A 24,856-nucleotide genomic window follows, 5' to 3' on the forward strand; every position below is an offset into this window, starting at 1 on the left:
TGTTGCGTTGAAAGAAAGGGTGAATTTCGGCAGCGCGGCTTCTCTTTGCTTGTCCGATCCATCACAATCGAGGCTTTGGCCGGGAGCTGAACATGGGCGCTTTGACGCGGCTGCGGGCGGTGGCATGTTTGTTGTTGCTCGCATCGGCGGCGGTCGCCCATGGCGAGCCGGTTGTGTATGTCGATGGCGTGGATCCAATGGCCTACAGCGAGAACGGCAAGCAGCAGGGCTTGCTGTTTGAATTGCTGTCGGAGATGGCGCAGCGCGTGCATCATGCCGGCCCCATCGCTCCGATGCCATTGAAGCGCCAGCGCGTCCTGCTGCGCAGCCGCCATGATGCGATTGGCACGCTGTGGCGCTTTCCGGAGATGGAAGGCCAATATATCTGGTGGGTGAAGCTGTTCGATTCGAGTTTCTACATGGTCGCCGCAGGCGGCAGTACGGTCGACATTTCATCGGTGGAGGCGGCGCTGGATATGCGCGTCGGCGTCATTCTCGGCTCTCCGGCCGAGCTGTTCGCACGGCGGGCGGGCTTTCGGAATATTCAGACTTCGGTCAGCGCTGAAAGCAATGCCCGCAAACTGGCGCTCGGCCGGATCGACATCTGGATCGCCACGCCGCGCGTCCTGCGCGCCGCCCAGACACGTCTGGGGAAGGTGCTGGCGGAACCGCGCGTCGGCGGGCAGATAGGAAAAGCTGGCCTGTATCTGGTCAGCTCGCCGGAATTCGACCCGCGCGAGGGCGAAAAATGGAAAGCGGCGTTCGAAGCCATGCAACAGGACGGCAGCTACGCCCGGATCGTAAAGAAGTTCGACGATGCCCATGCGCCGGCCAGATAGCGCCGCCTATTTTGACAGCACCAGCACAGGCTTGCCCTTTTCAACAATGTAGGTCGCCAGCTCCGCCGCCGCTGCGTTGCCGACGCTCTTTGCGGAGTGCGGCGTACCGGCTGGAATGTATAACGCGTCACCAGTCTTGAGCACCACAGGCGGCTGGTCGCCAAGCTGGTATTCGACCGTGCCGCTCAGCACATACGCCACCTCCACGCCGGGATGCGTGTGTTTCGGGAAGGCCGCGCCCGGTCCGAAGTCGACGCGTACCTGGATGAAGTCGTGCTTGTCGTCGTAGTCGTGCCGCATGGCCTCGGTGCGGCCGATGCCGCCGGCGGCCGGCTGTTGCTGGGGATGCGCGAAGCCGGCCGCGATGAGCAGCGCGCCCATCGTAACGATGCGAGTGGTTTTCATATTGTATTCCTCCGCTGGTTGGTCAGCGGGGGAACCGGCGACCTGGCCGTCCGGGCTGATGATTTCAGTGTAGCACCCGCCGGCTAGGACTCCAGTGCCCTGACTTCTTCCTCGGTGAAGCCGGCCTGCAGGCGGGCTTCGATGTTGAACGGGCCGCGCAGCGCCGGCGCCTTGTAACGGGCGGCCAGTTCGGCGTAGGCCTCGCGCAAATCCAGGCCGCGCTGCCGGCACAGGTAGCCGTACCAGCGGTTGCCGATCTCGACATGGCCGATTTCGTCGCGCAGGATGATGTCGAGGATGCGGGCGGCGTCCATGTCGCCTGCCTGCGCCAGCTTGGCGCGCAGCGGCGGATTGGCGTCGAGGCCGCGCGCCTCCAGCGTGCGCGGCACCAGCGCCATGCGGGCCAGCACGTCGTCACAGGTCTTTTCGACCATTTCCCACAGGCTGTCGTGCGCGCTGAAATCGCCGTACCGATAGCCGAGCGTCTGCAAATGCGCCGCCAGCAGCGAGAAATGGTAGGCCTCTTCCTTGGCCACCAGCAGCCAGTCGGTGTAGTACGCGGGCGGCATGCCGGGAAAGCGCCACAGCGCGTCGAGCGCCAGGTTGATGGCGTTGAATTCGATATGCGCCAGCGCGTGGATCAACATGGCGCGGCCCTCGACCGTGTTCATCGAGCGGCGCCCGACCAGTCGCGGCGGCACCAGATCCGGCTTGGCCGGACGGCCGGGAATGGCGGCGGATGCGATGATCGCCGCCTGCGGATCAAGCGTGCACGCACCCTGCGCCGACGCCACCGCCATCGCGGCCACCGCCGCCGTCTTGGCGGCCGGGTCGGCCTCGGTCAGGCATGCTAGTGCGCGCGCGCGGAGTTCCATACTGTGTCCTTCAATTCAATGAGGGCGACAGTGTAACAGCTACGAGACCCCGGGCTCCAGCAAGGTCAGCGTGTGACGGTCCGCATCCAGCCGGGCGCGGATGCCGACCGGGATGGTGAACTGGTTGCGGATGTGGCCGAAGCTGTAGCCCACCCCGGCCGGCCTGGTCAGCGGTTGCAGGTGCTGGTCGAGGGTGTCGTCCAGCGACAGCGCGCTGTCGCCTTCCGGCGCTTCGCAGTTCTCGTTGACGCCGATCATCACCGCTGCGGCGTTGCGGAAGCCTTGGCTGAGCTGCAGCTGGGTCAGCATGCGGTCGATGCGGTAGGGTTCTTCGTTGACTTCCTCCAGGTACAGGATGGCGTCCTTGAAGTCCGCCGCGTATGGCGTGCCCGTCAACGCGGCCACCAGCGACAGATTGCCGCCGATGAGCCGGCCCGTGGCCACGCCGCCGTGCACGGTGCGCGGCGCGTGTTCGGCGTACATCTCGATGGTGTACTCGTCGTGCGGGGTCATCAGCACGTTTTGCAGCTGCGTCACCGCGTACTCGGAGAAGGTCGATGAGGCCACCGGGCCGTGGAAGCTCACCAGCCCGGCGTGCTTCAACAGCGCCAGGTGCAGGCAGGTAATGTCCGAGTATCCGACCAGCACCTTGGGATGTGCGCGGATCAGCTTGTAGTCGAGGTGCTCCAGCAGCGAGATGCAACCGGAGCCGCCACGTATCGCCCACACCGCCTTGATCTCGGGGTCGAGGAACATGGCGTGCAGGTCGGCCACACGCTGTTCCACCGTGCCGGCGTAATTGCCGTAGACGTAGTGGACGTTGTCGCCCAGCCGCGCCCGCAGTCCCAGCGATTCGATGTTGGCGACCGCCTTGGCCAGCGCGGCTTCGTTGGTGAAGCCGCCGGGCGCGATGATGCCGACCAAGTCGCCCGGCCGCAGTCGGGCCGGTTTCAACAGCCGCATGGATTTTCTCCGAGAAGGCGGCGCGGCCGTTGCAGGCAGCGCCGCCGAACCCAGCGCGGCGGCGGCCAGCAGATTGCCGAACTGCCGCCGGCTGAACAAGCCCGACATTACAGGAACTTGTACTTGAGCAGGATGTTGAGCGAGCGGCCGCGCGGATCGGCGACGCGTGGATCCCAACCGGCGCCCACCACCTCATCCACGTTGTGCGCGGTGAACGACGGGTCGGTGTCCAGCAAGTTCTGGATGCCGATGGTGATCGTCGTATTCTTGATGCCACTGTAGGTCGCCGACAGATCGTACTTGGTGTACGACTTGACGTGCGGGTTGAAGCCGGCCGGCGGCGTGCCCTTGCCGCCGTTCGGCAGCTGGTCGTTGTAGCCGGAGCTGTAGTTCTGGATCAGCATCGCGCTCCAGTCGCCGCGTCCCACGCTCAGGCTGGCGTTGTGCTTCCAGCGCAGGTACAGGTCGCGGGTGTAGAAGTTGCCCACGTATTCCTTGTATTGCTGGCCTTCGATCTCGGCGAACTTGAAGCTCTGGGTGTAGGTGCCGTCCAGGTTGGCGTTCCACGAGTAGCCGTCGATCTTGCCTTCGCCGCGCAGGCTGAGGTCGGCGCCACGGGTCTTGGCGCCCGCCGCGTTGATCCAGCCGGCGGTGACGTAGGCGATAGTGCCGTCGGCGTTGCGGATGATGTTGTTCTGCAGCAGGGCCGCGTTGGCCAGCACCACTTGCGGCGTGCGGTTCAGGATGCGGTTCAGCGAGTTGATCGCCCAGTAATCCAGCGACGCCGAGTAACCCTTGACCGGCTCGATCACGACGCCCAGGCTGCCCTGCTTCGAGGTTTCAGGCTTCAGCGTTGGATTGCCGCCGGTGAAATACGGCAGGCGCGGAATCGCGCAATACAGCGGATCGCCGGGGTGCTGCGGGCAGCCGATCGGATCGATGATGCCGTTCGGCAGTTCCTGCGACAACTGGGCCGAGTACAGCTGGGTGAAGCTCGGCGCCAGGAAGCCCTTGTTGGCCGAACCCCGGAACAGCAGCCAGTTGGCCGGCTCGTAGCGGAACGAGATCTTCGGATTGGTGGTGTCGCCGAACACGCTGTAGTGGTCGCGGCGCACGGCCAGCTGCACTTCCAGCTGCTTGGTGATCGGCACCAGCAGTTCGGTGTAGACCGCCTTGATGTCGCGGCTGGCGTCGCTCAGCGCGGCGTTGCCCGGCGACAGCAGGATCTGCGTGGCGTCGACGTCCTGCGCGAAGCTATAGCCCTCGCGGCGCAGGTCGAAGCCGACCGCCATCGATACCGCGCCGGCCGGCAGTTGCCAGATTTCGCCGGAGACGTTGCCGTCCAGCTGGGTCAGCTTGGTCTTGCCGTGCTGGAAGGCACCACGGAATTTGGTCGATTCGACCAGCGCCATCGCTTCCGGCGTCTGGCTCTGGCCGGCCAGCAGCCACGGGTTGATGATGCCGGTGCCGAGCGCGCTGTAGATCTTGCTGGTGTAGCCGTAGCCGTCCAGCAGCGCGGTCTTGGTGGTGCTCTCGCCATGCGACAGGCCGACGCGGTAGTCCCAGTTGCGGACCACGCCTTCGGCGCCGACCAGCAGGCGCGCGTTGTCGGTGACGTTTTCCTGGGTGCGGTTGCCCCATGGGTTGGCGCGCCACTTGTAGATGATCGGCTTGGTCTTGTCGAAGGTCGGGATGTAGGCCGACAAGTCCTGGTAATACGCGCCGCCGACCGGATAGGCGCTGCCGTTGGCCAGCGAGGTCGAGATCTGCACCGGCGTGAATTCGGCGGTGGCCTTGCTGTGGCCGTACAGCGCTTCGACGAACAGCTTGTGGTCGGCGTTGATTTGCAGCGTGCCGCGCGAAACCGCGTTCAGGCGCTCGACCGGGAAGCTGATGATGTAGTCGGCGCCGTAGTCGTAGGCGCAGGAATAGGTGCTGCGGCTGGCGGCGGTGACATCCTTCCACAGCGCGGTCTGGTATTGCGACATGCCGGGGATGGTGTCGCACTTGCCCTGGAAGCTCAGCGGGTTGGCCTGCAGGTAGGTGGTGCTGTCGCCGGGACGGGTGAAACCGGTGCCGAGCGCGGTGCCGGCGCCGGTCAGCTGGTTGGCGTACGGCGTGCCGGTGGTGTCCGGCGACAGCCCGCGCGACGGCTGGAATCCGTTGGCGAAACTGCGCTGGCTGGAGCTGAGCTTGTCGTTGTTGTCGTAGGTGACGCTGCCCATCAGGTTGAAGCCGTCGTTCTGCAGCGAACCGACGCCGCCCAGCAGCGACAGCCGGCGGGTGGCGCCACCGCCGTGTTCGGTGAAGTTGTCGTTGAGCGACGCTTCCAGGCCACGGTAGTCGGTGCGCAGGATGAAGTTGATGACGCCGCCGATGGCGTCGGTGCCGTAGATGGCCGAGGCGCCGTCCTTCAGGATTTCGACGCGCTGGATCGCGCCCAGCGGGATCGCGTTCAGGTCGACCGCCTTGGCGCTGGCGCCGAAGGCGGCGATGCGGCGGCCGTTCAGCAACACCAGCGTGCTGTTCGGGCCGAGGCCGCGCAGCGAGGCGTACGACGCGCCGCCGCTGACGCGGTCGGCGTCGGCGCCGAACACGTTGTTACCGGACGTCATATTGTCGGCGCCGGTGCCGTTGGACGACAGGCTGCGGATCAGTTGCTCGGTGCTGGTGATGCCGGACTTCTCGATGGTCTCGTAATTGATGACCTGGACCGGCAACGCGCCCTCTTTCGCCACCCGCTTGATGCTGGAGCCGGTGATTTCCACCCGTTGCAACGCAGGTGCGACGTCTTGCGCAAAGACCGGACTTGCCGCCGGAGCCACTACACCTATCAGCGCAATCATTTGCGCCATTTTCTTAACCTTCACGGCCTCTCCCTTGGATTGATACCTGCGATCTATCGTGTGCGGCGGGTGGCAATGTCATAGCATTACGTCATCCCGGCGAAATCAGATTAGCGCTTGCCCGCTCCCCCTGACAATGAAATAAGCTTTTGCGGCTATAACTTTTAGGAATGAAGCGGGCGGCGACGCAGGAGGATGCCAGTAGCGGCCGATTTACGGAATGGTATCTGTATCTTTTTAGCCACGTTGCAACAAATAAAGTCTATTCGAGCAGCGCGCGGGCGGCGGTCGCGATGCTGTTGGCCAGCTGGCGCGCGCCGTGCGACAGCGGCGCGTGGGCCGGGGTCAGCAGGTAGAGCTGGATGGTGATCGCGGGCGCCCACGGCCGGCTTTGCAGGCGGCCACGGCCGGAGGCGGCGGTGAACGGATCGACCACCGCCATGCCGCCGCCCGCTTCCACCAGCGAGCGGGCGATCTGGTAGGTCTGCACCACGGTGTGGAAACGTGGCTGGATGCCTTGCGCCTCGCAGGCGGCGACCACCAGTTCGCCCAGCGGATCGGTGTCGGCATAGCCGATCAACTCGCCTTCGAGGCCGGCGGCGCCCAGCGGTTCGGCGCTCCCGGCGGCCGGCCAGCGTCCCGGCGGCGCGATCACCGTCATCACGCCTTGGGCGATCGGTTCGGCCAGAATGCCGGGGTGGCGCGGATCCTGCAACGACAGGCCGAGGTCGGCCTCGCCGAGGCGCAGCGTGTTGACGATTTCGCTGGTGTGGTGGGTCGCCAGTTCGCAGCGGGTGTCGGCGAAGCTGCGGCGCCAGGCGCTCATCGCCTGCGGCAGCACGCTGACGGCGATGGTCGGGGTCGACACCAGGCGGATGGTTTCGACGGTGCTGTGCTTGAGACTGGCCGCGAGGCGGCGGATGCCTTGCAGGTCGCGGTTGAGTTTTTCGGTTTCCGCGAACAGGCGGTGCGCCTCGGGCTTCGGATAGAGCTTGCCGCGCACGCGTTCGAACAGCGGCATGCCCAGCTGCAGCTCGCAATGCTGCAAGACCTTGGTCACGGCGGGCTGCGAGATATGCAGCACCTGCGCCGCGCCGCTAATGGTGCCGACCTGCATGATGGCGTGGAAAACTTCAATATGGCGTAAGCGCATCGTCCTGCTTTCGGGTTGCGGAAGCCGCTACTGTAGCAGGAGTGACGCGCCCATCAAAGCCCGCGCTCAGGGGGCCGAAAGCGCGGCGCGGACGCTGCCGTCGGTGCGCGCCAGCAGGGCCTGCGCCTGCGCGACCGGCTGCTTGCGCAACAGCGCGACGATCGCCACCTTGACGTGGAAGCCGCATTGCTCCAGCACCTCGCGCGCGGCGGCCTCGTCGGCGCCGGTGGCGTGCATCGTCAGCGCCACGGCGCGTTGCACCAGCTTGATATTGGTCGGCTGCATGTCGACCATCAGGTTGCCGTAGACCTTGTGCAACCGCACCATGATGGCGCTGGAGATGGTGTTGAGCACGATTTTCTGCGCCGTGCCGGCCTTCAACCGGGTGCTGCCGGAGATGACTTCGTTGCCGGTGTCGAGCGTGATGCCGATCTGCGCGCCCGCCACCACCGGCGCGCCGGCGTTGTTGGCGATGCCGATGGTCAGCGCGCCGCTGGCGTTGGCGGCGTCCAGCGCGCCCAAGACATAGGGCGTGGTGCCGGACGCGGCCAGCAACAGCACCACGTCGTTGGCTTGCGGCAGCAGTTCCAGCAGATCCGCCCCGCCCTGCTGCCGGTCGTCCTCCGCGCCCTCCACCGCCTGGAACATCGCCCCCTTGCCGCCGGCCAGCAGCGACAAGGCGCGCTCATGCGGCCAGGAAAAAGTCGGGTACAGTTCTACGCCATCGAGCACGCCGAGACGGCCGGAGGTGCCGGCGCCGACGTAGATCAGGCGTCCGCCGGCCGCGATGCGCGGCGCCGCGGCCTCGATCGCGGCGGTGATCGAAGGCGTGGCGTTGCGCACCGCCTGCACCGCGTTGAATTGGTCGGCGATCAGCGTGTCGACCAGGTCGGCGGTCGGATATTGGTCCAGGGCGGCGTGTTCCTCGCTGGGGAGTTCGGTATTGAGCATCGTCTGCCTGTAGGGATTCGATTGTAAGAAGTGTAATCGCCCCGCCCGCCGAATGCTCATGAAAGCTTGCCGGGCGGGCATTCCGAAAAGTTATATGGCAACAGCCGGTTTTCATTGGCGAGGCGCACGGAGCGCCGGTATTCTGTGCCTTAACGATTCAACAAGGGCCACTATGAAACCGGAAATGCAGGCTCTGATGGGCATGATCTTGATGGCCGGACTCGGCGGCGGCGCCCAGTCGGCCACGCTGGACCAGGAACTGGCCGCCGTCGCCACCGACCCGGCGCTGCCGTTGTCCAGCCTGTCGGTGCTGGCGGTGCGCGGCGGCAAAGTCGTCTACCAGTATCAAACCGGGCCGCGGCGCCTGGGAGAGGCGCCGCTGCCGGCCACGGCGGAGACCATGTACCGCGTCGCGTCGGTGTCCAAGATGATGACCACCTTCGGTCTGATGAAGCTGGTCGAGCAGGGAAAACTGGCGCTGGACGCCGACGCCGGCCTGTATCTCGGCTATCCGCTGCGCAACCCCGCGTTTCCGGACCAGCCGATCACGCTGCGCATGTTGCTCACGCACACTTCGTCGCTGCGCGATGGCGCCGGCTACTCGTGGCCGGCCAGTGTGGCGATCAAGGACAAGCTGTCCGGGGCCGAGGCCGGCATGTGGGCGCCGGAAGCCGCGCCTGGCGCTTATTTCACCTACAGCAACCTGAACTGGGGCGTGATCGGCACCATCATGGAGAAAGTCAGCGGCGAGCGTTTCGACCGCCTGATGCGGCGCCTCCTGCTCGGCCCGATGCAGCTGCGCGGCGGCTACAATCCGTCCGAATTTTCGGCAGCCGAACTGGCCGATGTGGCGACCTTGTACCGCAAGCGCGCGGTCGATAGCGAGGAATGGAACCCTGCCGGACCATGGATCGCCCAGGTCGACGACTATGGCGTGCGTCCGCCGGTCGCGCCGCCCGGCATCGCCAGCTACGTCATCGGCAGCAACGGGACGCTGTTCAGCCCGACCGGCGGCCTGCGTATTTCCGCCAGCGACCTGGGCAAGGTGATGCTGATGCTGATTCACGATGGCCGCCACCAGGAGCAACAAATCCTGCAGCCCAAGACCATCAAGCTGATGTTTAGCCGGCAATGGACCTACAGCGGCGGCAACGGCGACACCTATCGCGGCCTGTATCACAGCTGGGGACTCGGCAGCCAGCGCTTCGACGACGCTGCGGGCGGCGGCAACCGGCTGGTCGAGGGCGGCGGTTTCAGCGCCAGCGGCCATCTGGGCGACGCGTACGGGCTGATCTCGACCTTCGTGGTGGATCTGGACAGCGGCAACGGCATGATCTCGCTGATCGGCGGCACCGGCGCCGATCCGGAGCGCCACCCCGGCCGCTACTCCGCCATGACGCGCAGCGAAGAACGCATCCTCACCGCGCTGTACCGCCGCGCCATCCTGGGACAGTGATATGAGTCAAGTGATCGTGATCGGTGGCGGCGTGGTCGGCCTGACCTCGGCCTGGTGGCTGCTGGAGGCGGGACACCACGTCACGCTGCTGGAGCGCGAGCCGGAAGTGGGCAGCGTCGCCAGCTACCGCAACGGCGGCCAGCTCAGCTACCGCTACGTGGCGCCGCTGGCGGACGCCGGCGTGCCCTTGAAGGCGCTGCACTGGCTGTTCCAGCCGGACGGCCCGCTGCGCTTCCGGCCCGAGGCGGATCTGCGCCAATGGCGCTGGCTGCTGCAATTCCTGCGCAACTGCAACGCCGACAGCAATCGCCGCACCACCGCCACGCTGCTGCAACTAGGCGAACTGAGCCGCAATGCGATGAACCAGCTGTCGCTGCACCTGCCGCTGTCCGAATTCGGCTGGCGCGACGCCGGCAAGCTGGTGGTGTATCGCAGCCGTCGGCTGTTCGAGCGCACCGCCGCCCGCGCTGCCGCCGACGCCGAGCTGCTGACGCCGGCCGGCACCGTGCTGCGCGAGCCGGCGCTGGCCGCCTTGGAGGGCGATCTGGCCGGCGGCATCTTCAACAGCGGCGAGGCGGTGGCCGATTGCCACGCCTTCTGCGTCGCGCTGGAGCGGCGCTTGCTGGCGCATCCGCGCTTTCACGGAGTGTTGCGCGGCAACACCCTGTCTCTACAGACCGCCAATGGCAAGGTGACCGGGCTGTGCACCTCGCTGGGCGTGCTCAGCGCCGACAAATATGTGCTGGCCGCCGGCATCCAGAGCCGCGACCTGGCGGCCGGCGCCGGTATTTACCTGCCGCTGTACCCGCTCAAGGGCTACAGTCTGACGGCGCCGATTCGCGCCCAGGATCAGGCGCCGGCGGTCAGCGTGACCGATTTCGAACGCAAGGTGCTGTACGCGCGCATCGGCGGCGACCTGAGGGTGGCGGCCATGGTCGACATGGTCGGCGCCGACCGCACCATCGATCCGCGCCGGGTGCAGGGCCTGATGCGGCTGGCCAGGGAAGCCATGCCCGGCGCGGCCGACTACGACCGTGCCGAAGCCTGGGCCGGTCTGCGTCCGGCGACGCCGAACAGCGCACCCATCATTGGCGCCACCCGCTACGACAACCTGTGGCTGAACGTCGGCCACGGCCCGCTGGGCTTCACCTTCGCCTGCGGCACGGCCAGCATCCTGGCCGGATTGATGCGCGGCGAGGCGGCGCCGTTCACGCTGGACGGGCTGACGCTGCCCAAGTAGGTTCCCCAGGAACTCAGCGCCCTCCTACAACAACACCGCACGTGTGCCTATACCTCAACCGTCGTGCCGCCCGCATGATTGGTCTTGTCACCTCGTTGCAAGACGGGGGACTTCACTAACCATTTGGAGACCACCATGAGCTATCTCGACCGCGACACCTACGGCATTTATCGCAGCGACGACGACACCTCGGGTCCAGGCCCGCGTCTGATGGGCGCCGACACCTTGATCGGTGAGGATGTATACAACCGCCAGGACGAAGACCTGGGGGACATCAAGGAAATCATGCTCGACATGCGCAACGGCCAGGTCGCTTACGCGGTGCTGTCGTTCGGCGGCTGGCTGGGCATGGGCGACAAGCTGTTCGCCGTACCATGGCAGGCGCTGGAGCTGGACACCGTCAACAAGCGTTTCCTGCTCGACGTATCCAAGGATCACCTGAAAAACGCGCCCGGCTTCGACCAGGATAATTGGCCCGACATGGCCAGCGCCGAGTTCACCACCCAATTGCACAGCTTCTACGGCACCCAGCAAAGCGTGCCCGGCGGCCGTACCGCCAGCGGCAGCGTGATGGGCTCCGGCAGCGGCAGCCTGCAAAGCGACCCCGGCTATACCGGCAGCCGCAGCGGCGACATCGGCAACATCTAATTCCAGCACTCTCCCCGCGCCCGCCCCGCTTGCGTTTTCCGCAGGCGGGGCGGGCTTCTTTATTCCGCTCAATAATTGCTATACTGAACACTTCTTTGATTTCAGGCTGGGACCGCCATGCAGCGCAGACGCGCTATTACGGGCATTATCGGCGGAACGCTGGCGGCGCTGTGCGGTTCCGCGTTTGCCCAGCGCATGCCGGATCGCCTGGTCATGGCATCCTTTGGTCAAGAGGACAGTTTTTCCTCGCGCTGGTTGGAGCTGATTTACCTGGAGGCTTTTCAGCAGCTGGGCATGGGTCTGGAAATCCGCTTCTTCCCCGCCGCGCGCGCCGGCGCCGAGGCGGTGGCTGGCAATGTCGACGGCGAGCTGGCGCGCAGCCTGGAGTACGAGGCGACGCAAACCACGATGATCCACGTGCCGGAACCCACGCTTTACGTCGCCACCGCCGCCTATACCCGCCGCCCGGACATCCATCTGCCGGCCGGTTGGGAGGGGTTGCGCGGCACTACCTACCGCACCGAATACCGCTTCGGCTTTTCCGTCACCGAACGCAAGCTGATGGCGGTATTGCCGGCCACCAGTCTGTCCGCCGTGCAAACTTCCGAAACCGGCCTGCGCAAACTGATTCTGGGGCGTACCGACTTGTACGTCGACGCCGTGGAGGCGATCGAACCGCTGCTCGCCGGCGCGGAGTTCCGCGATGCCGGCATCCGTGTGGCTTCGGTGCTGCAGCGCGGGCCGCTATACGCTTATCTGAACAAGAAGCACGCCCACCTCGCGCCCCGGCTGGCCGCGATCTTGAAACGGATGCGCGAGTCCGGCCAGATCGAACGGTATCGCTTGCTGGCGCTGAAACGCTGACTGCACCAATATCGTGCGCGGGTTCTGGCACGTTTCTTGATATAACAATAAATGTGCTCAATAGGGAATGTTCAATATGGCAAAATTCTTCAATGAAATGACCGCAGATGGTCTGGCACACAACGCCAGTACCGAAGTTCGTGAACACTACCGCGAGTTTTGCGGCTGGCTGCAGCGCCAGTCCGCCGAAACCATAGAACGCAAGCGGGCGGAGGCGGATTTGACCTTCCGCCGGGTCGGCATCACCTTTGCCGTGTACGGCGACGACGCCGGCACCGAGCGGCTGATTCCGTTCGATACCATTCCCCGCATCATTACGGCGGCCGAATGGAAATGCATGGAAACCGGCCTGATTCAACGGGTCAAGGCGCTGAATATGTTCGTCCATGATATTTATCATGACCAGAACATCATCAAGGCAGGCATCATTCCGGCCGAACAGATCTACAAGAACGCGCAATACCGGCCCGAAATGCAGGGCATCAACGTCGCCTCCGACATCTACGCCCACATTGCCGGAGTCGACATCGTGCGCGCCGGCGAAGGCGAGTTCTATGTGCTGGAGGACAACCTGCGGGTGCCGTCCGGCGTCTCCTACATGCTGGAAGACCGCAAGATGATGATGCGGCTGTTCCCGGAACTGTTCGCCCGCAACAAGATCGCGCCGGTCGACCACTATCCGGACATGCTGCTGGATAACCTGCGCTCGGTGGCGCCGATGGGCATCAACGATCCGACCGTGGTCGTGATGACGCCGGGCATGTACAACTCGGCCTACTTCGAGCACGCCTTCCTGGCCCAGCAAATGGGCGTCGAGCTGGTCGAGGGCAAGGATTTGTTCGTCAGCGACAACACCGTGTTCATGCGCACCACGCGCGGCCCGAAACGGGTCGATGTGATCTACCGCCGCCTGGACGACGATTTCCTCGATCCACTGGCGTTCCGCTCGGACTCCTCGCTCGGCGTGCCGGGGCTGCTGTCGGTCTACCGCTCCGGCCGCGTGACGCTGGCGAACGCCATCGGCACCGGCGTCGCCGACGACAAGTCGATCTACCCGTTTGTTCCCGACATGATCAAGTTCTACCTGTCCGAGGAACCGGTGTTGAACAATGTCCCGACCTATCAATGCCGCAAGAAGGAAGACCTGGCCTACACGCTGGCCAACCTGGGCGAGCTGGTGGTCAAGGAAGTGCACGGCGCGGGCGGCTACGGCATGCTGGTCGGGCCGGCCTCGACCAAGCAGCAGATCGAAGACTTCCGGCAACGCCTGCTGGCCAAGCCGGACGGCTACATCGCCCAGCCGACGCTGGCCCTGTCGGCCTGCCCCACCTATGTCGAAAACGGCATCGCGCCGCGCCACATCGACCTGCGGCCGTTCGTCCTGTCCGGCAAAACCATTTCGATGGTGCCGGGCGGCCTGACCCGGGTCGCGCTGCAGGAGGGCTCGCTGGTGGTGAACTCGTCGCAAGGCGGCGGCACCAAGGATACCTGGATACTGGAACGCTAAGGAGACACCCATGTTAAGCCGTACCGCAGATCACCTGTTCTGGATGGCGCGCTACACCGAGCGCGCCGAAAATACCGCCCGCATGCTGGACGTCAACGTGCAAACGTCGATGCTGCCGCAATCCGCCGAGGAGGACGCCGAGGGCTGGCGCGCGATGCTCGGCATCTCCGAGTTGCAAGCCGCGTTCGACCGCAAGCACCAGTCGCTGCAGGCACGCGAAGTCATCGATTTCATGGTGCGCGATCCGGACAATCCGACCTCCATCGTCGCCTGCCTGACCCAGGCGCGCGAAAACGCCCGCGCCGTGCGCGGCACGCTGACCACCGAAGTCTGGGAAATCCAGAACCAGACCTGGCTCGACATGCAGAAACGCCTCAACAGCGATCTGCTGGAAACCGATCCCAGCAAGTTCTTCGAATGGGTCAAGTTCCGCTCGCACCTGTCGCGCGGCGTAACGGTCGGCACCATGCTGCGCGACGAGGCGGTGCATTTCATCCGCCTCGGCACCTTCCTGGAGCGGGCCGACAACACGGCGCGCATCCTGGACGTCAAGTTCCACGGCGGCGCCGCCGAGGCCACCAGCGGCGAAGGCATGTCGCAGCGCGATTTCTATTACTGGGGCGCGCTGCTGCGTTCGGTCTCAGGCTTCGAAATCTACCGCAAGGTGTACCGCGACGTGATCACCCCGGCGCGCATCGCCGAGTTGCTGATGTTGCGCGGCGATATGCCGCGTTCGCTGTTGGCCTGCATGGATGAGGTGGTCGAGAACCTGCGCGAGGTGCGCAACGACGTTTCCGCCGACACCGAGCGTTATGCCGGCCGTCTGCACGCCGAACTGCGCTTCGCCAAGATCGACGACATCCTGGCCGATGGCCTGCACGATACGCTGACCCGATTCCTGTCGGACATCTACCAATTGGGCAACCGCGTCAGCCGCGATTTCCTGGTGCCGCTGGCGGCTTGACCGAAAGGCTACTGCATGCAACTGAACATACGGCACGAAACCCGCTACGGCTACACCTCGCCGCTGGCCTACACCATCCAGCAGTTGCACCTGACACCGCGCGTGGAGCCGCAACAGCGCGTGCTGTCGTGGAATATCGTGATGCCGGGCCACGTCCACGCCTACACCGACGCCTACGGCAACTTGTCGCATATGATGACGATGAGCGCGCCGCACCAGACGCTGTCCATCGTCGCCTCGGGCGTGATCGCCACCACGGTGCCGGACCGTGGCAGGGTGCCGAGCGGCGATGACCTGTCGCCGCTGATCTTCACCGTGCCGACCCGCTTCACCGAGGCGACGCCCGGCATTCTGGAACTGGCGGCATCTTGCTTGCCCGACGGCAAGGCGGCGACGCGCGATGTGATGTCGCTGGCCGAGCACATTTTTGGTGCGGTCCGGTATCAAAGCGGTGCGACCGAAGTCGGCACCACCGCCAGCGCCGCCCTCGCCCTCGGCCAGGGCGTATGCCAGGACCACGCGCATATTTTCCTGGCCTGCTGCCACGCGCACGGCATTCCGGCGCGCTACGTCTCCGGCTATATCGATCCGGAAAACACCGGCCACGCCGCCAGCCACGCCTGGGTCGACGCCTGGGTCGAGGACAAAGACTACACCGGCTGGGTCAGCATCGATATCACCCACTCGCGGCTGATGACGGACGCTTATTGCCGACTGGCGATCGGCCGTGATTACGACGCGGCGGCGCCGGTGCGCGGCACCCGGCGCGGCGGCGGCATCGAGTCGTTGAGCGTCGAGGTTCAGATCATCCCGCAGTGACGGGTGTAAAATAACGATTCTTTAAATCAATACTGCGGTTCTACGATGACTTATTGTGTGGGCATGCGCCTGGATGCCGGGCTGGTGTTTTTATCCGATTCACGCACCAACGCCGGGGTCGACCAGGTCGGCACGTTCCGCAAGATGAGCGTGTTCGAGATTCCCGGCGATCGCATGATGGTGCTGATGACGTCCGGCAACCTGTCGATTTCGCAATCGATCCGCCAGCTGGTGGCCGAACACCGCGGCGAGGACGGCAGCAGCATCTGGAACGCGCCGTCGATGTACGAGGCGGCGCGCCTGCTTGGCGACGCGGTGCGCAAGGTGCACGAGCGCGACGCCAAATCGCTGGCCGAGTTCGGCATCGAATTCAATGTCGGCATCATCTTCGGCGGCCAGATCAAGGGTGAGCGCTGCCGCCTGTTCCAAGTCTATTCGGCCGGTAACTTCATCGAGTCGCACGACGAAAACACCTATTTCCAGATCGGCGAGGCCAAATACGGCAAGCCCATCATTGACCGCGTGGTCACGCCCGCCACCAGCCTCGACGATGCCGCAAAATGCGCGCTGATCTCGATGGATTCGACGCTGCGCTCCAACGTCTCGGTCGGCCTGCCGCTGGACATGCTGGTGTATGAAAACAACGCGCTGGCGGTGACCCACTTCGTCACCATCGACGAACGCAACCAGTATTTCCAGATGATCCGCAACACGTGGGGCGACCAGCTCAAGCGCGTGTTCGAAGGTTTGGATTGCCCGGTATGGGATGCCGCGCCCGACGCCACCAGCAATGTGTTACATTCAAGCAACGCCAGCAGCAAGCCGATTCGTATCGCCCCGCCCGCCAGTGTGACGGCGCCCGAGGTGGCGAGCGCGCCGCTGCAAACTCTGGCGCAGCAATTTCATGACGGACAGCAATAAGTAGCGTGCGCGGCGGAAAGCGGCGGTCGGAGAGAGTATCATAGGGTCAAAACTTATCAACCCGTCATGGAGCGCCGCATGTCCGAAGCCAACCCGCTGCATCCCGAAGAAGGCATCTTCTCGGTCGATGTATTGCTGAAATATATGGGAAATGACGACAAGGCGCTGGGCATCGTATCGAAAATCGTGCGCGACGCCTGCGCGCCCGGCATGGCGCCGTTCGAAGCGGCGGCCGCCGCCTTGCGCGAGCAGCGCTACACCGACGCCGGCAAGGTGTTCCACAGCCTGCGCGGCTCGATCGGCACGCTGGGCGCCAAGCGCCTGGTCAGCGCGTCGCTGAAGCTGGAACAGGCGATCGCCGAGCGCCAGGAGGCGCACATCCCTTCCCTGTTTGCCGCCCTGGAGTCGGAATACCAGCTGGTGTTGCGCGACGCCGCCGCCTGGTTACGAAGCATCGCTCCGCAGGATGGCCAGGCGGCGCAAGCCTGAAGCGCGCGCCGCCCTTTTTCCTTACAGCTGGCTCATGCCGCCGTCGACAATCAGCTCGGTGCCGACGATGAAGGCCGCTTCCGGGCTGGAAAGATAAACCACGGCGCTTGCCACTTCGTCCGGCGTACCGAAGCGTTTCAGCGGAATCTGCGCCTGGATGCCGGCGGCGACTTGGTTCAGCTGCTCCGCTTCCATGCCGAGTTTGCCATACAGCGGGGTCGCGACCGGGCCTGGGCTGACCACGTTGACGCGGGCGCCGCGTCCGATCAGTTCCGCCGACAAGGTCTTGGCCAGGGAAATCAGCGCCGCCTTGCTGGCCGCGTAGACGCTGGAGTTTTCCATGCCGATGTGGGCGTTGATCGAACCGTTCAGGATCACCGCGGCGCCACGGTTCAGCAGTGGCGTGATAGCCTGGATCGTGAAGTAGGCGCCTTTGACGTTGGTGTTGAACATATTGTCCCAGAACGCGTCGTCCACCCCTTCCAGCGGCGAGAACAAGGCGACGCCGGCGTTGATGAACACGGCGTCCAGCGTGATGCCCTTGGCGGCGAGTTCGGCGCCGAGTGCCTTGGCCGATTTACTGTCGCCGGCATCGCTGAGGATGGTGATGGCGGCGGCGCCGAGTTGTTCCTTCGCCACATCCAGTTTGGCCTGGTCGCGGCCGGTGATGATGACACGGGCACCTTCGTTGGCGAATTGTTGGGCGGTGGCCAGACCGATGCCGCTGTTGCCGCCGGTGACCAGTACGGTTTTGTTGTCGAAGCGATTCATGGTGAACTCCTGATAAGTGTAATGAGTTGTTACGGTGGAAGCCCCCTGGCTGCCTTGGACTTCACTATATGCCTCGACCCGGTCGGCAACAATCGACTAAAGGAATATGCACCGTTCACCATTTATGAACCTGTGTTCGTGTTGCACTGCACAGTACCGGAGCGCTGATCGGCTATTTCAGCCATTAACGAATGGTTACAATTGTTACCCCCGTTCGCCAAGCGTGCGCTGTGGATGTAAATTCTTCATGCTAATATCGCCAGCACTTGCAGCTGGAATCGGCGCGACCCTGCGCGCGGGCGGTTTCCGGACTATTTTGTAAATTGCGGCGTGAAAGTTGCTCGCTCTGTTCACTTGCGTATTAGACAATTTGCCCGACTGCAAGTATAATGGTGCAATGCATCGCGGTGAGTCGACTGGTATTAAACAAAGGTATTTAACATATGGAATTATTCAACAAGTCTGGCGTGTTGGTGTCGTCGGTCCTCGTGATGGTCGGAGCGTTGATCGCCTGCCAGGCACAGGAAGACGAAGTGCCCTCGTCGACCGTGATTGAAGCCGCCGCCATGCAACTTGGGCCGCAGGGACAGCCCGCCGCCGAACGCCGTCTGCAGGAATGGGCCGACCAGGGCTCGCCGGTCGCCCAGCGCGAGCTGGCGCTGCGTTACCTGTCCAAACCGGAAAAACGCCGCGAGGCGATGCAGTTGTTCGAACGCGCCGCCAGCGCCGGCGATGCCCAGGCGGCGGTCGGACTGGTCAGCATGGCGCAGAACAGCGGCGTCGTCATCGGCGGCGGTTCCAGCGCCGCGATCAGCGCCGGCCGTGTCATCAAGGAAGCGGCGACCGTCAACTACATCGCGCATTAAGCTGTAGCGCCTGCGTCGACAGAGCCGCCACACCAATCCGGTGTCGCGGCTTTTTTCTTATCTCGAATCGGAGTTTGCAATGGATCGCTTGCGCGCGCTGGAAGTCTTTGTCGAAGTGGTGAAGCGCGAAGGTTTCGCGCGCGCGGCGGACGCGCTCGATACCTCGCCGGCCAACGTCACCCGCTACATCAGCGACCTGGAAGCGCATCTGCAGACCCGGCTGCTCAATCGCAGCTCGCGCAAGATGTCGCTGACCTCCAGCGGCGAGGCGCTGTACGAGCGCGCCAAGTCGATTCTCGACGACGTGGCCGAGGCGGAGGCGATCGTCTCGTCGGCCACGCTGCAACCGCATGGCGTGTTGCGCATCAACGCGCCGCTGAGCTTCGGCGTGCTGCACCTGGCGCCGCTGTGGGCCAAATTCGCGCAAAAGTATCCCGAGGTGCGGCTAGACGTGGCGCTGATCGACCGCGTGGTCGACATCGTCGAGGAAGGCTACGACATGGCGATCCGCATCTCGCGCACCGGTTCGACCTCGCACGTGGCGCGCAAGCTGGCCAGCTCGCGCAACATCCTGTGCGCCTCCCCCGATTACATCCAGAAGCGTGGCATGCCGCTGCATCCGGCCGACCTGCTGCAGCATGCCTGCGTCGGCTACAGCTATTCGGCCACGGCCGACGAATGGCAAATGCTGGACCAGGACGGCCAGCCGCACGCGGTCAAGGTGCAGTGCGTGATGCATTCGAATAATGGCGACACCGCGCGTGCGGCGGCGCTGGGCGGCATGGGCGTGATCTGGCAACCGAGTTTCCTGATCGGCGCCGATTTGCGCGCCGGCCGCCTGCAGCGCGTGCTGCCGGACTATCACATGCCGGACATCGACGTGCTGGCGGTCTATCCGAGCCGGCGTCACCTCAGCGCCAAGGTGCGGGTGATGATCGATTTCCTGGTCGAAGAATTCGCCGGCACCCCGCCGTGGGACCGCGCCGACTAAGCACGGCCTGGTTGCGCCGCTTTCGGCGTCAGATGGGCCTCGTACCAGCGCAGCGCTTGCCTGAGGCCGCGCCGCAGATCGTGCGTGGGCGCGTAGCCCAGCAGCCTTGTGGCCTTGCCGATGTCCGCCTGGGAGTGGCGCACGTCGCCGGCCCGGTAGTCGCCGTAATGCGGCTGGAAGTCGCGCAGGTGCGGGTGGCGCTCCACCAGCAGGCCGTGCAGCGTCAGATAAAGTTCGTTGAGGCTGGTCCGAGCGTTCAGCGCCACGTTGTAGACCTGATTGACGGCGGCGGGCTTGTCCACCAAGGCCGCCAACAGGTTGGCCTGCACCGCGTTGGCGACGTAGCAGAAGTCGCGGCTGCTTTCACCGTCGCCATGGATCACCAGTTGGCGGTGTTCGATCATCGCCGCGATCCACTGCGGAATGACGGCGGCGTAGGCTCCGGCCGGATCCTGGCGCGGCCCGAACACGTTGAAATAGCGCAGGCCGATGCTTTCGGTGCCGTAGCAGCGCGCATAGACGCCGGCGTACAGCTCGTCGACATACTTGGTCAGCGCGTACGGCGACAGCGCGTTGCCGATATGCTGCTCCTGCTTCGGCATGGCGGGGTGGTCGCCGTAGCTGGCGCTGGAGGCGGCGTACACCATGCGCCGCACGCCGGCCAGCCGCGCCGCGTCCAGCATGTTGAGGAAGCCGGCGATGTTGATGTCGTTGCACAGCAAGGGATCGTCGATCGAGCGCGCCACCGAACCCAGCGCCGCCTGGTGCAGCACGTAGTCGGCGCGGTCGCAGGCGGCGCGGCAGACCGACTGGTCGCGGATGTCGCCTTCGATCAGTTCGAAGCGCCGCCACGCGCTGGCATCCAGCTGCTCGCGCACCTGGTCCAGGTTGTGTCGGTAGCCGGTGAGGAAATTGTCGACGCCGACCACGCGCTGCCCCAGCTCCAGCAGCGATTGCAGCAGATTCGAACCGATGAAGCCGGCCACGCCGGTGACCACCCAGCGCGATTGCCCGCTTTCCAGGCGTTCGCGGACGGTCTGGTAGGCGCTGGTCGCGGGCGTGCCGTTGTCGTAGTCGCTCATCACAGTCTCCAGACGTTCAGGCCGCCGCTGCGCAAGGCGGTGGCGTCGAACTGGGATTTGAGGTCGATGAAGCAGCCTTCGGCGACGACCTTTTGCCGCATCTCCCACAGCGGCCGCGCCGCCAGCTCGCGATGCGCCACCGCGCTGATCAAGGCTTCGGCGCGCGGCAGCTCGTCCCAACTGACCAGCCGCACGCCGTACTCGTGCATCGCCTCGTCGGCGTCGGCGACCGGATCGTGGACGTGAACCTGCAGGCCGTAGGAGGCCAGCTCGAGGATCAGGTCGGCGACCTTGGAGTTGCGCAGGTCCGGACAGTTTTCCTTGAAGGTCAGGCCCAGCACGTTGACCCGGCAACCCTTGAGCTTGAAGCCGGCGCGCACCATCTCCTTGACGGTTTTCTCGGCGACGAATTTGGCCATGCCGTCGTTGATGCGCCTCCCCGCCAGGATCACGTGGGGGTGATAGCCGGTCATTTCCGCTTTGTGCGTCAGGTAGTAGGGATCGACGCCGATGCAATGGCCGCCCACCAGTCCGGGCCGGAACGGCAGGAAATTCCATTTGGTGCCGGCCGCTTGCAGCACCTCCAGCGTGTCGATGCCGAGCCGGTCGAAGATGATGGCCAGTTCGTTCATCAGCGCGATGTTGAGGTCGCGCTGGGTGTTCTCGATGACCTTGGCCGCCTCCGCCACCCGGATGCTGGACGCGCGGTGCACGCCGGCGTCAACCACTTCCTCGTACAGCGCGGCCACACGCTCCAATGTCGCGGCGTCGTCGCCGGAGACCACCTTGCGGATCGAGGACAGCGTATGTTCCTTGTCGCCCGGATTGATGCGCTCCGGGGAAAAGCCGACATGGAAATCGCGCTGCCAGCGCAGGCCGGAGCACTGTTCCAGGATCGGGATGCAGATCTCCTCGGTGGCGCCAGGGTAGACGGTGGACTCGTAGACCACCACCGCGCCCTGCTTCATGTGGCGCCCCACCGCCTGGCTGGCGCCGACCAACGCCGAGAAGTCGGGATTGTGGGCGCCGTCGACCGGCGTCGGCACGGCGATCACGATGTAGTCGGCCTCGGCCAAGGCGGCCGGGTCGCAGCCCATCTCCAGCAGGCGCGCGGCGGCGAACTGTTCGGGCGACACCTCGCCGCCGGGATCGATGCCGCGCCGGTAGCTGGCCACCTTGCGCGCCGACAGATCCACGCCGATGGTGCGCCGGCGCGCGCCGAACGATACCGCCAGCGACAAGCCTACATATCCGAGTCCGACCACAGCGACGACATCCATTTGAGCACCTCGTGAGCCAGCGTTGAACATCTCCGCCGATTCTACGGTTGGCGTTCGCCATGCTGTTGAGATAACACAAACGCGCACCGCCACGCACTTTGCGGCCGATCAAGCGGCGCGGCGAAGAACCTCCCTACTCTAGTGAATCCCTTTGTCTGGAGATCGCCATGTCGCCGACGCGCGTATTGCGGATGCTGCCGCTGCTGCTACTGCTGCCGCTGCTGTCCGGTTGCGGCCGCAGCTCCAGTGGCGAGGCCTTAATGACCCAGGCCGGGCAATATGCCGCCAAGGGTCAGACCAAGGCGGCCGTGATCCAGCTCAAGAACGTCTTGCAGCAGACGCCGAGCAATGGCCAGGCGCGCCTGCTGCTCGGCCAGTTGTACCTCGACGCCGGCGATGTGCTGTCGGCCGACAAGGAACTGCGGCGGGCGCTGGAACTGGGCGTCGATCGCGGCCGGGTCTTGCCGCTGCTCGGCAAGGCGCTGCTGTTGCAAGGTCAGCACCAGAAGCTGTTGGACAACATCCCGGCCGATGAGCGGCAGCCGCAGTTACAGGCCTTGCGCGCGCATGCGCTGCTGGGCCTGGGGCGCTCCGACGAGGGCCGTGCCGCCTTCGAGCGGATACTGAACCGTGATCCGGAACATCCGGCCGCGCTGCTGGGCCAGGCCCGCATCGCGTTATCGGAAGGCCGGCATGATGACGCCCTGGTGCTGATCCAGCGCGCGCTGGCTGGCCATCCAGACGATGTCGACGCGCTGCGCCTGAAAGGCGATCTGCTGCGGCTGCAAAGCAAAAACGCCGACGCGCTGCTGGCATACCGGCAAGTGCTCAAGCTGCACCCGACCCAGATGCAGGCCCATGTCGACATCGCTAGCCTGCACATCCAGGCTGGCAAGCTGGACGAGGCCAGGAAAGAACTGTCGATCGCACGCCAGGTATCGCCGAACAACCTGATGCTGATCTACACGCAATCGTTACTCGATTTCCGCGAGCGCAAGCTGGATGCGGCGCAGGACAATTTGCTGCTGGTGCTGCGCGCCGCGCCCGACCATCTGCCCAGCAATTTGCTGATGGGGGCGGTATTGCGCAGCAAGGGCTTGTACACGCAGGCGCAGCTGCACTTGCGGAAATTCCTGGAATCGAATCCCGGCCATGCCTACGCCAGCAAGTTGCTGGCCTCGGCGCTGGTCAATACCGGTGCCGGGGACCAGGCGCTGGCCCTGGTTCAGCCTTTGTTCGACGCCCATCGCGAGGATCTGGAAATGATGTCGCTGGCCGGCGAGATCCACCTGCGGCTGGGGCGATATCCGCAGGCCGCCGAATTCTTCGAACGCGCCAGCAAGCTCGCGCCGCAAGCGACCATGCTGCACGCGGCGCTGGCCATGAGCCACATCGGCATGGGCGACAACGAACGCGCCATCGCCGAGCTGGAACATGCGACCAGCCTCGACGTCAAATCGTCGCGCGCCGGGATGTTGCTGGTGTTGAGTCATTTGCGCGGCAAGCAATACGGCAAAGCGCTGGAGACGGTCAAACGCATGGAGGCGCAGCAGCAGCCGAATCCATTGGTGCAGAATCTCAAAGGCGGCGTGTTGCTGATGAACCGCGACAACGCCGCCGCGCGCGCCAGCTTCGAGCGCGCGCTGGCGCTCGATCCGCTGTACCTGCCGGCGCTGGACAACCTGACCCAGATGGATCTGAAGGATCAAAAGCCGGAAGCCGCCAGACGCCGGCTGGAGGCGGCGCTGGCCCGGGACAACGGCAATACCGACATCATGACGGCGTTGGCGAATCTGGCGTTGACACGCAAGCAGCCTGCGGTGGCGCGCACTTGGCTGGAGCGCGCGGCGCAGGAAAAACCGGACGAGTTGGCACCGTCGATGCGACTGGCGAACTACTACGCGAGCAGCAACGAGCCGGCCAAGGCGCTGGCGCTGGCGCAGAAGCTCCAGGCCAGCAATCCCGACAGCCCTGAGGTGGTGGCGCTGGTGGCCACGCTACAGACGCGCAGCGGAAACGGCGACGCGGCGCTGGACAGCTGGTCCAGGCTGGCCGTGCTCCAGCCTGACGCCCCGGAGATCCAGCTGCGTATCGCCCAGGCGCGCCTCGCCGCGCATGATGACCAGGGCGCCATGCAAGCACTGGACAAGGCGCTTGCGCTGAAGCTTGACCATCCCCAGACGCAGGCGGCGCTGGTACGGATGCTGGTGGCGCAGCGGGCCTATGCGAAGGCGCGGCAAGCGGCGCGTGGCTTCCAGCAAGCCCGCGCCGACGCGCCGCTCGGATACAAGCTGGAAGCCGACGTGCTGATGGCGCAGCGACAGACCGAGCCGGCGCTGGTCCTGTATCAAAAGGCCTTCGACATGCAGCCGTCGGGCGGGTTGTTGATCCCGCTGCATGGCGCGCTGGTACAGGCCGGCAAGTCGCGCGAGGCTGGGAGCCGTATGCGGAAATGGCTGGATCTGCATCCGGACGACCAGGTGACGCGGATCTACCACGCCAGCAGCCTGATGGCGGAGCAGGATTATTCCGCCAGCATGGCGCAGTTCGAACAGCTGCTGAAGCAGGCGCCGGAGCAAGTGATCGCACTGAATAATATGGCATGGCTATGCCAGCAGCGCAACGATCCGCGAGCGCTGGATTATGCCGAACGGGCCTACAGACTGGCGCCGGCCAGCGCGGCGGTGCTCGACACGCTAGGATGGATACTGGCCGAGCAAGGCAAGCTGCAACGTGCGCTGCCGCTGCTCAAACAGGCCGCCGCGCTATCGCCGGCCAATAGCGATATCCGCTACCACCTCGGCGTCGCGCTCGACAAGTCGGGCGACAAGCGCGGCGCTCGCGACCAATTGGAGCCGCTGCTGACGGCCAAGGATTTCGGCAGACGCGACGCCGTCAAAGCCTTGCTGGCGCATTAGACGGCCAT

Annotated in this window: 22 protein-coding genes; 13 read left to right on the forward strand and 9 right to left on the reverse strand. The window is 64.9% G+C overall.

Annotated features, from left to right (window positions below; genetic code table 11):
- Positions 1-92 precede the first annotated feature (92 nt).
- Positions 93-839, forward strand: a complete 747-nt coding sequence (locus GW587_RS22805; protein ID WP_166106948.1) for a substrate-binding periplasmic protein — start codon at positions 93-95, stop codon at positions 837-839.
- A 6-nt stretch (positions 840-845) separates the two neighbouring features.
- Here GW587_RS22805 and GW587_RS22810 read toward each other — a convergent pair whose 3' ends face one another.
- The 6 genes from GW587_RS22810 to GW587_RS22835 all read right to left on the reverse strand — a co-directional run bounded on the left by GW587_RS22810 (position 846) and on the right by GW587_RS22835 (position 8,032).
- Complete coding sequence (locus GW587_RS22810; protein ID WP_166106950.1) at positions 846-1,244, reverse strand: cupin domain-containing protein; 399 nt, start codon at positions 1,242-1,244, stop codon at positions 846-848.
- An 83-nt stretch (positions 1,245-1,327) separates the two neighbouring features.
- Positions 1,328-2,119 (reverse strand): ferritin-like domain-containing protein, encoded by a 792-nt coding sequence (locus GW587_RS22815; RefSeq protein ID WP_166106952.1) that lies wholly within the window; start codon positions 2,117-2,119, stop codon positions 1,328-1,330.
- 39 nt (positions 2,120-2,158) lie between these two features.
- A complete protein-coding gene (locus tag GW587_RS22820; protein ID WP_166106954.1) occupies positions 2,159-3,190 on the reverse strand; it encodes a S66 peptidase family protein in 1,032 nt (343 codons plus the stop codon).
- Entirely contained in the window at positions 3,190-5,937 is a 2,748-nt protein-coding gene (locus tag GW587_RS22825) for a TonB-dependent receptor (protein ID WP_207393608.1), read from the reverse strand. Before GW587_RS22825 ends, GW587_RS22820 begins: the two co-directional genes overlap by 1 nt.
- Before the next feature lie 253 nt (positions 5,938-6,190).
- The gene (locus GW587_RS22830; RefSeq protein ID WP_166106958.1) at positions 6,191-7,081 is read right to left on the reverse strand and encodes a LysR family transcriptional regulator; all 891 of its coding nucleotides are present in this window, start codon (positions 7,079-7,081) and stop codon (positions 6,191-6,193) included.
- A 66-nt stretch (positions 7,082-7,147) separates the two neighbouring features.
- Positions 7,148-8,032, reverse strand: a complete 885-nt coding sequence (locus GW587_RS22835) for an N-acetylmuramic acid 6-phosphate etherase (RefSeq protein ID WP_166106959.1) — start codon at positions 8,030-8,032, stop codon at positions 7,148-7,150.
- A gap of 184 nt (positions 8,033-8,216) precedes the next feature.
- Here GW587_RS22835 and GW587_RS22840 point away from each other — a divergent pair, with 184 nt between their 5' ends.
- The 9 genes from GW587_RS22840 to GW587_RS22880 all read left to right on the forward strand — a co-directional run bounded on the left by GW587_RS22840 (position 8,217) and on the right by GW587_RS22880 (position 16,940).
- Positions 8,217-9,488: a serine hydrolase domain-containing protein gene (locus GW587_RS22840; protein ID WP_229259601.1), complete on the forward strand. Its 1,272-nt coding sequence runs from the start codon at positions 8,217-8,219 to the stop codon at positions 9,486-9,488.
- A gap of 1 nt (position 9,489) precedes the next feature.
- Positions 9,490-10,728: a D-amino acid dehydrogenase gene (locus GW587_RS22845; RefSeq protein WP_166106963.1), complete on the forward strand. Its 1,239-nt coding sequence runs from the start codon at positions 9,490-9,492 to the stop codon at positions 10,726-10,728.
- 135 nt (positions 10,729-10,863) lie between these two features.
- Positions 10,864-11,376 carry a PRC-barrel domain-containing protein gene (locus tag GW587_RS22850; RefSeq protein WP_166106964.1) on the forward strand — a complete coding sequence of 171 codons (513 nt, stop codon included), beginning with the start codon at positions 10,864-10,866 and terminating at the stop codon, positions 11,374-11,376.
- A gap of 117 nt (positions 11,377-11,493) precedes the next feature.
- Complete coding sequence (locus GW587_RS22855; protein WP_166106966.1) at positions 11,494-12,240, forward strand: transporter substrate-binding domain-containing protein; 747 nt, start codon at positions 11,494-11,496, stop codon at positions 12,238-12,240.
- Between the two features lie 76 nt (positions 12,241-12,316).
- A complete protein-coding gene (locus GW587_RS22860; protein ID WP_166106968.1) occupies positions 12,317-13,747 on the forward strand; it encodes a circularly permuted type 2 ATP-grasp protein in 1,431 nt (476 codons plus the stop codon).
- Positions 13,748-13,757: 10 nt separating this feature from the next.
- Complete coding sequence (locus GW587_RS22865; protein ID WP_166106969.1) at positions 13,758-14,711, forward strand: alpha-E domain-containing protein; 954 nt, start codon at positions 13,758-13,760, stop codon at positions 14,709-14,711.
- A gap of 15 nt (positions 14,712-14,726) precedes the next feature.
- The gene (locus GW587_RS22870; RefSeq protein ID WP_166106971.1) at positions 14,727-15,530 is read left to right on the forward strand and encodes a transglutaminase family protein; all 804 of its coding nucleotides are present in this window, start codon (positions 14,727-14,729) and stop codon (positions 15,528-15,530) included.
- A gap of 45 nt (positions 15,531-15,575) precedes the next feature.
- Positions 15,576-16,451 (forward strand): proteasome-type protease, encoded by an 876-nt coding sequence (locus tag GW587_RS22875; protein ID WP_166106973.1) that lies wholly within the window; start codon positions 15,576-15,578, stop codon positions 16,449-16,451.
- 78 nt (positions 16,452-16,529) lie between these two features.
- Complete coding sequence (locus tag GW587_RS22880; RefSeq protein ID WP_166106975.1) at positions 16,530-16,940, forward strand: Hpt domain-containing protein; 411 nt, start codon at positions 16,530-16,532, stop codon at positions 16,938-16,940.
- 21 nt (positions 16,941-16,961) lie between these two features.
- Here GW587_RS22880 and GW587_RS22885 read toward each other — a convergent pair whose 3' ends face one another.
- Complete coding sequence (locus GW587_RS22885; RefSeq protein ID WP_166106977.1) at positions 16,962-17,711, reverse strand: SDR family oxidoreductase; 750 nt, start codon at positions 17,709-17,711, stop codon at positions 16,962-16,964.
- A gap of 473 nt (positions 17,712-18,184) precedes the next feature.
- Here GW587_RS22885 and GW587_RS22890 point away from each other — a divergent pair, with 473 nt between their 5' ends.
- Positions 18,185-18,577 carry a hypothetical protein gene (locus tag GW587_RS22890; RefSeq protein ID WP_371875639.1) on the forward strand — a complete coding sequence of 131 codons (393 nt, stop codon included), beginning with the start codon at positions 18,185-18,187 and terminating at the stop codon, positions 18,575-18,577.
- Between the two features lie 79 nt (positions 18,578-18,656).
- The gene (locus GW587_RS22895) at positions 18,657-19,568 is read left to right on the forward strand and encodes a LysR family transcriptional regulator (RefSeq protein WP_166106979.1); all 912 of its coding nucleotides are present in this window, start codon (positions 18,657-18,659) and stop codon (positions 19,566-19,568) included.
- On the opposite strand, the gene GW587_RS22900 is transcribed toward GW587_RS22895, so the two are convergent.
- Together GW587_RS22900 and GW587_RS22905 are read right to left on the reverse strand one after the other, a co-directional pair.
- Complete coding sequence (locus GW587_RS22900) at positions 19,565-20,650, reverse strand: SDR family oxidoreductase (protein ID WP_166106980.1); 1,086 nt, start codon at positions 20,648-20,650, stop codon at positions 19,565-19,567. The genes GW587_RS22895 and GW587_RS22900 overlap by 4 nt on opposite strands.
- Positions 20,650-21,930, reverse strand: a complete 1,281-nt coding sequence (locus tag GW587_RS22905; protein WP_166106982.1) for a nucleotide sugar dehydrogenase — start codon at positions 21,928-21,930, stop codon at positions 20,650-20,652. Before GW587_RS22905 ends, GW587_RS22900 begins: the two co-directional genes overlap by 1 nt.
- 167 nt (positions 21,931-22,097) lie before the next feature.
- On the opposite strand from GW587_RS22905, the gene prsT reads away from it, so the two are divergent.
- Complete coding sequence (prsT, locus tag GW587_RS22910; protein WP_166106984.1) at positions 22,098-24,848, forward strand: XrtA/PEP-CTERM system TPR-repeat protein PrsT; 2,751 nt, start codon at positions 22,098-22,100, stop codon at positions 24,846-24,848.
- Positions 24,849-24,856 lie beyond the last annotated feature (8 nt).

The organism is Duganella aceris (assembly GCF_011090165.1).
GTDB classification, from domain to species: domain Bacteria; phylum Pseudomonadota; class Gammaproteobacteria; order Burkholderiales; family Burkholderiaceae_D; genus Rugamonas; species Rugamonas aceris.

Bases quoted from the DNA above. Each gene is read 5' to 3' on its own strand.
- GW587_RS22825 (WP_207393608.1), bottom strand. From the start codon at position 5,937: ATGGCGCAAATGATTGCGCTGATAGGTGTAGTGGCTCCGGCGGCAAGT.
- GW587_RS22845 (WP_166106963.1), top strand. From the start codon at position 9,490: ATGAGTCAAGTGATCGTGATCGGTGGCGGCGTGGTCGGCCTGACCTCG.
- GW587_RS22810 (WP_166106950.1), bottom strand. From the start codon at position 1,244: ATGAAAACCACTCGCATCGTTACGATGGGCGCGCTGCTCATCGCGGCC.
- GW587_RS22880 (WP_166106975.1), top strand. From the start codon at position 16,530: ATGTCCGAAGCCAACCCGCTGCATCCCGAAGAAGGCATCTTCTCGGTC.
- GW587_RS22805 (WP_166106948.1), top strand. From the start codon at position 93: ATGGGCGCTTTGACGCGGCTGCGGGCGGTGGCATGTTTGTTGTTGCTC.
- GW587_RS22865 (WP_166106969.1), top strand. From the start codon at position 13,758: ATGTTAAGCCGTACCGCAGATCACCTGTTCTGGATGGCGCGCTACACC.
- GW587_RS22835 (WP_166106959.1), bottom strand. From the start codon at position 8,032: ATGCTCAATACCGAACTCCCCAGCGAGGAACACGCCGCCCTGGACCAA.
- GW587_RS22855 (WP_166106966.1), top strand. From the start codon at position 11,494: ATGCAGCGCAGACGCGCTATTACGGGCATTATCGGCGGAACGCTGGCG.
- GW587_RS22820 (WP_166106954.1), bottom strand. From the start codon at position 3,190: ATGTCGGGCTTGTTCAGCCGGCGGCAGTTCGGCAATCTGCTGGCCGCC.
- GW587_RS22815 (WP_166106952.1), bottom strand. From the start codon at position 2,119: ATGGAACTCCGCGCGCGCGCACTAGCATGCCTGACCGAGGCCGACCCG.
- GW587_RS22850 (WP_166106964.1), top strand. From the start codon at position 10,864: ATGAGCTATCTCGACCGCGACACCTACGGCATTTATCGCAGCGACGAC.
- prsT (WP_166106984.1), top strand. From the start codon at position 22,098: ATGTCGCCGACGCGCGTATTGCGGATGCTGCCGCTGCTGCTACTGCTG.
- GW587_RS22885 (WP_166106977.1), bottom strand. From the start codon at position 17,711: ATGAATCGCTTCGACAACAAAACCGTACTGGTCACCGGCGGCAACAGC.
- GW587_RS22875 (WP_166106973.1), top strand. From the start codon at position 15,576: ATGACTTATTGTGTGGGCATGCGCCTGGATGCCGGGCTGGTGTTTTTA.
- GW587_RS22860 (WP_166106968.1), top strand. From the start codon at position 12,317: ATGGCAAAATTCTTCAATGAAATGACCGCAGATGGTCTGGCACACAAC.
- GW587_RS22840 (WP_229259601.1), top strand. From the start codon at position 8,217: ATGCAGGCTCTGATGGGCATGATCTTGATGGCCGGACTCGGCGGCGGC.
- GW587_RS22905 (WP_166106982.1), bottom strand. From the start codon at position 21,930: ATGGATGTCGTCGCTGTGGTCGGACTCGGATATGTAGGCTTGTCGCTG.
- GW587_RS22895 (WP_166106979.1), top strand. From the start codon at position 18,657: ATGGATCGCTTGCGCGCGCTGGAAGTCTTTGTCGAAGTGGTGAAGCGC.
- GW587_RS22830 (WP_166106958.1), bottom strand. From the start codon at position 7,081: ATGCGCTTACGCCATATTGAAGTTTTCCACGCCATCATGCAGGTCGGC.
- GW587_RS22900 (WP_166106980.1), bottom strand. From the start codon at position 20,650: ATGAGCGACTACGACAACGGCACGCCCGCGACCAGCGCCTACCAGACC.
- GW587_RS22870 (WP_166106971.1), top strand. From the start codon at position 14,727: ATGCAACTGAACATACGGCACGAAACCCGCTACGGCTACACCTCGCCG.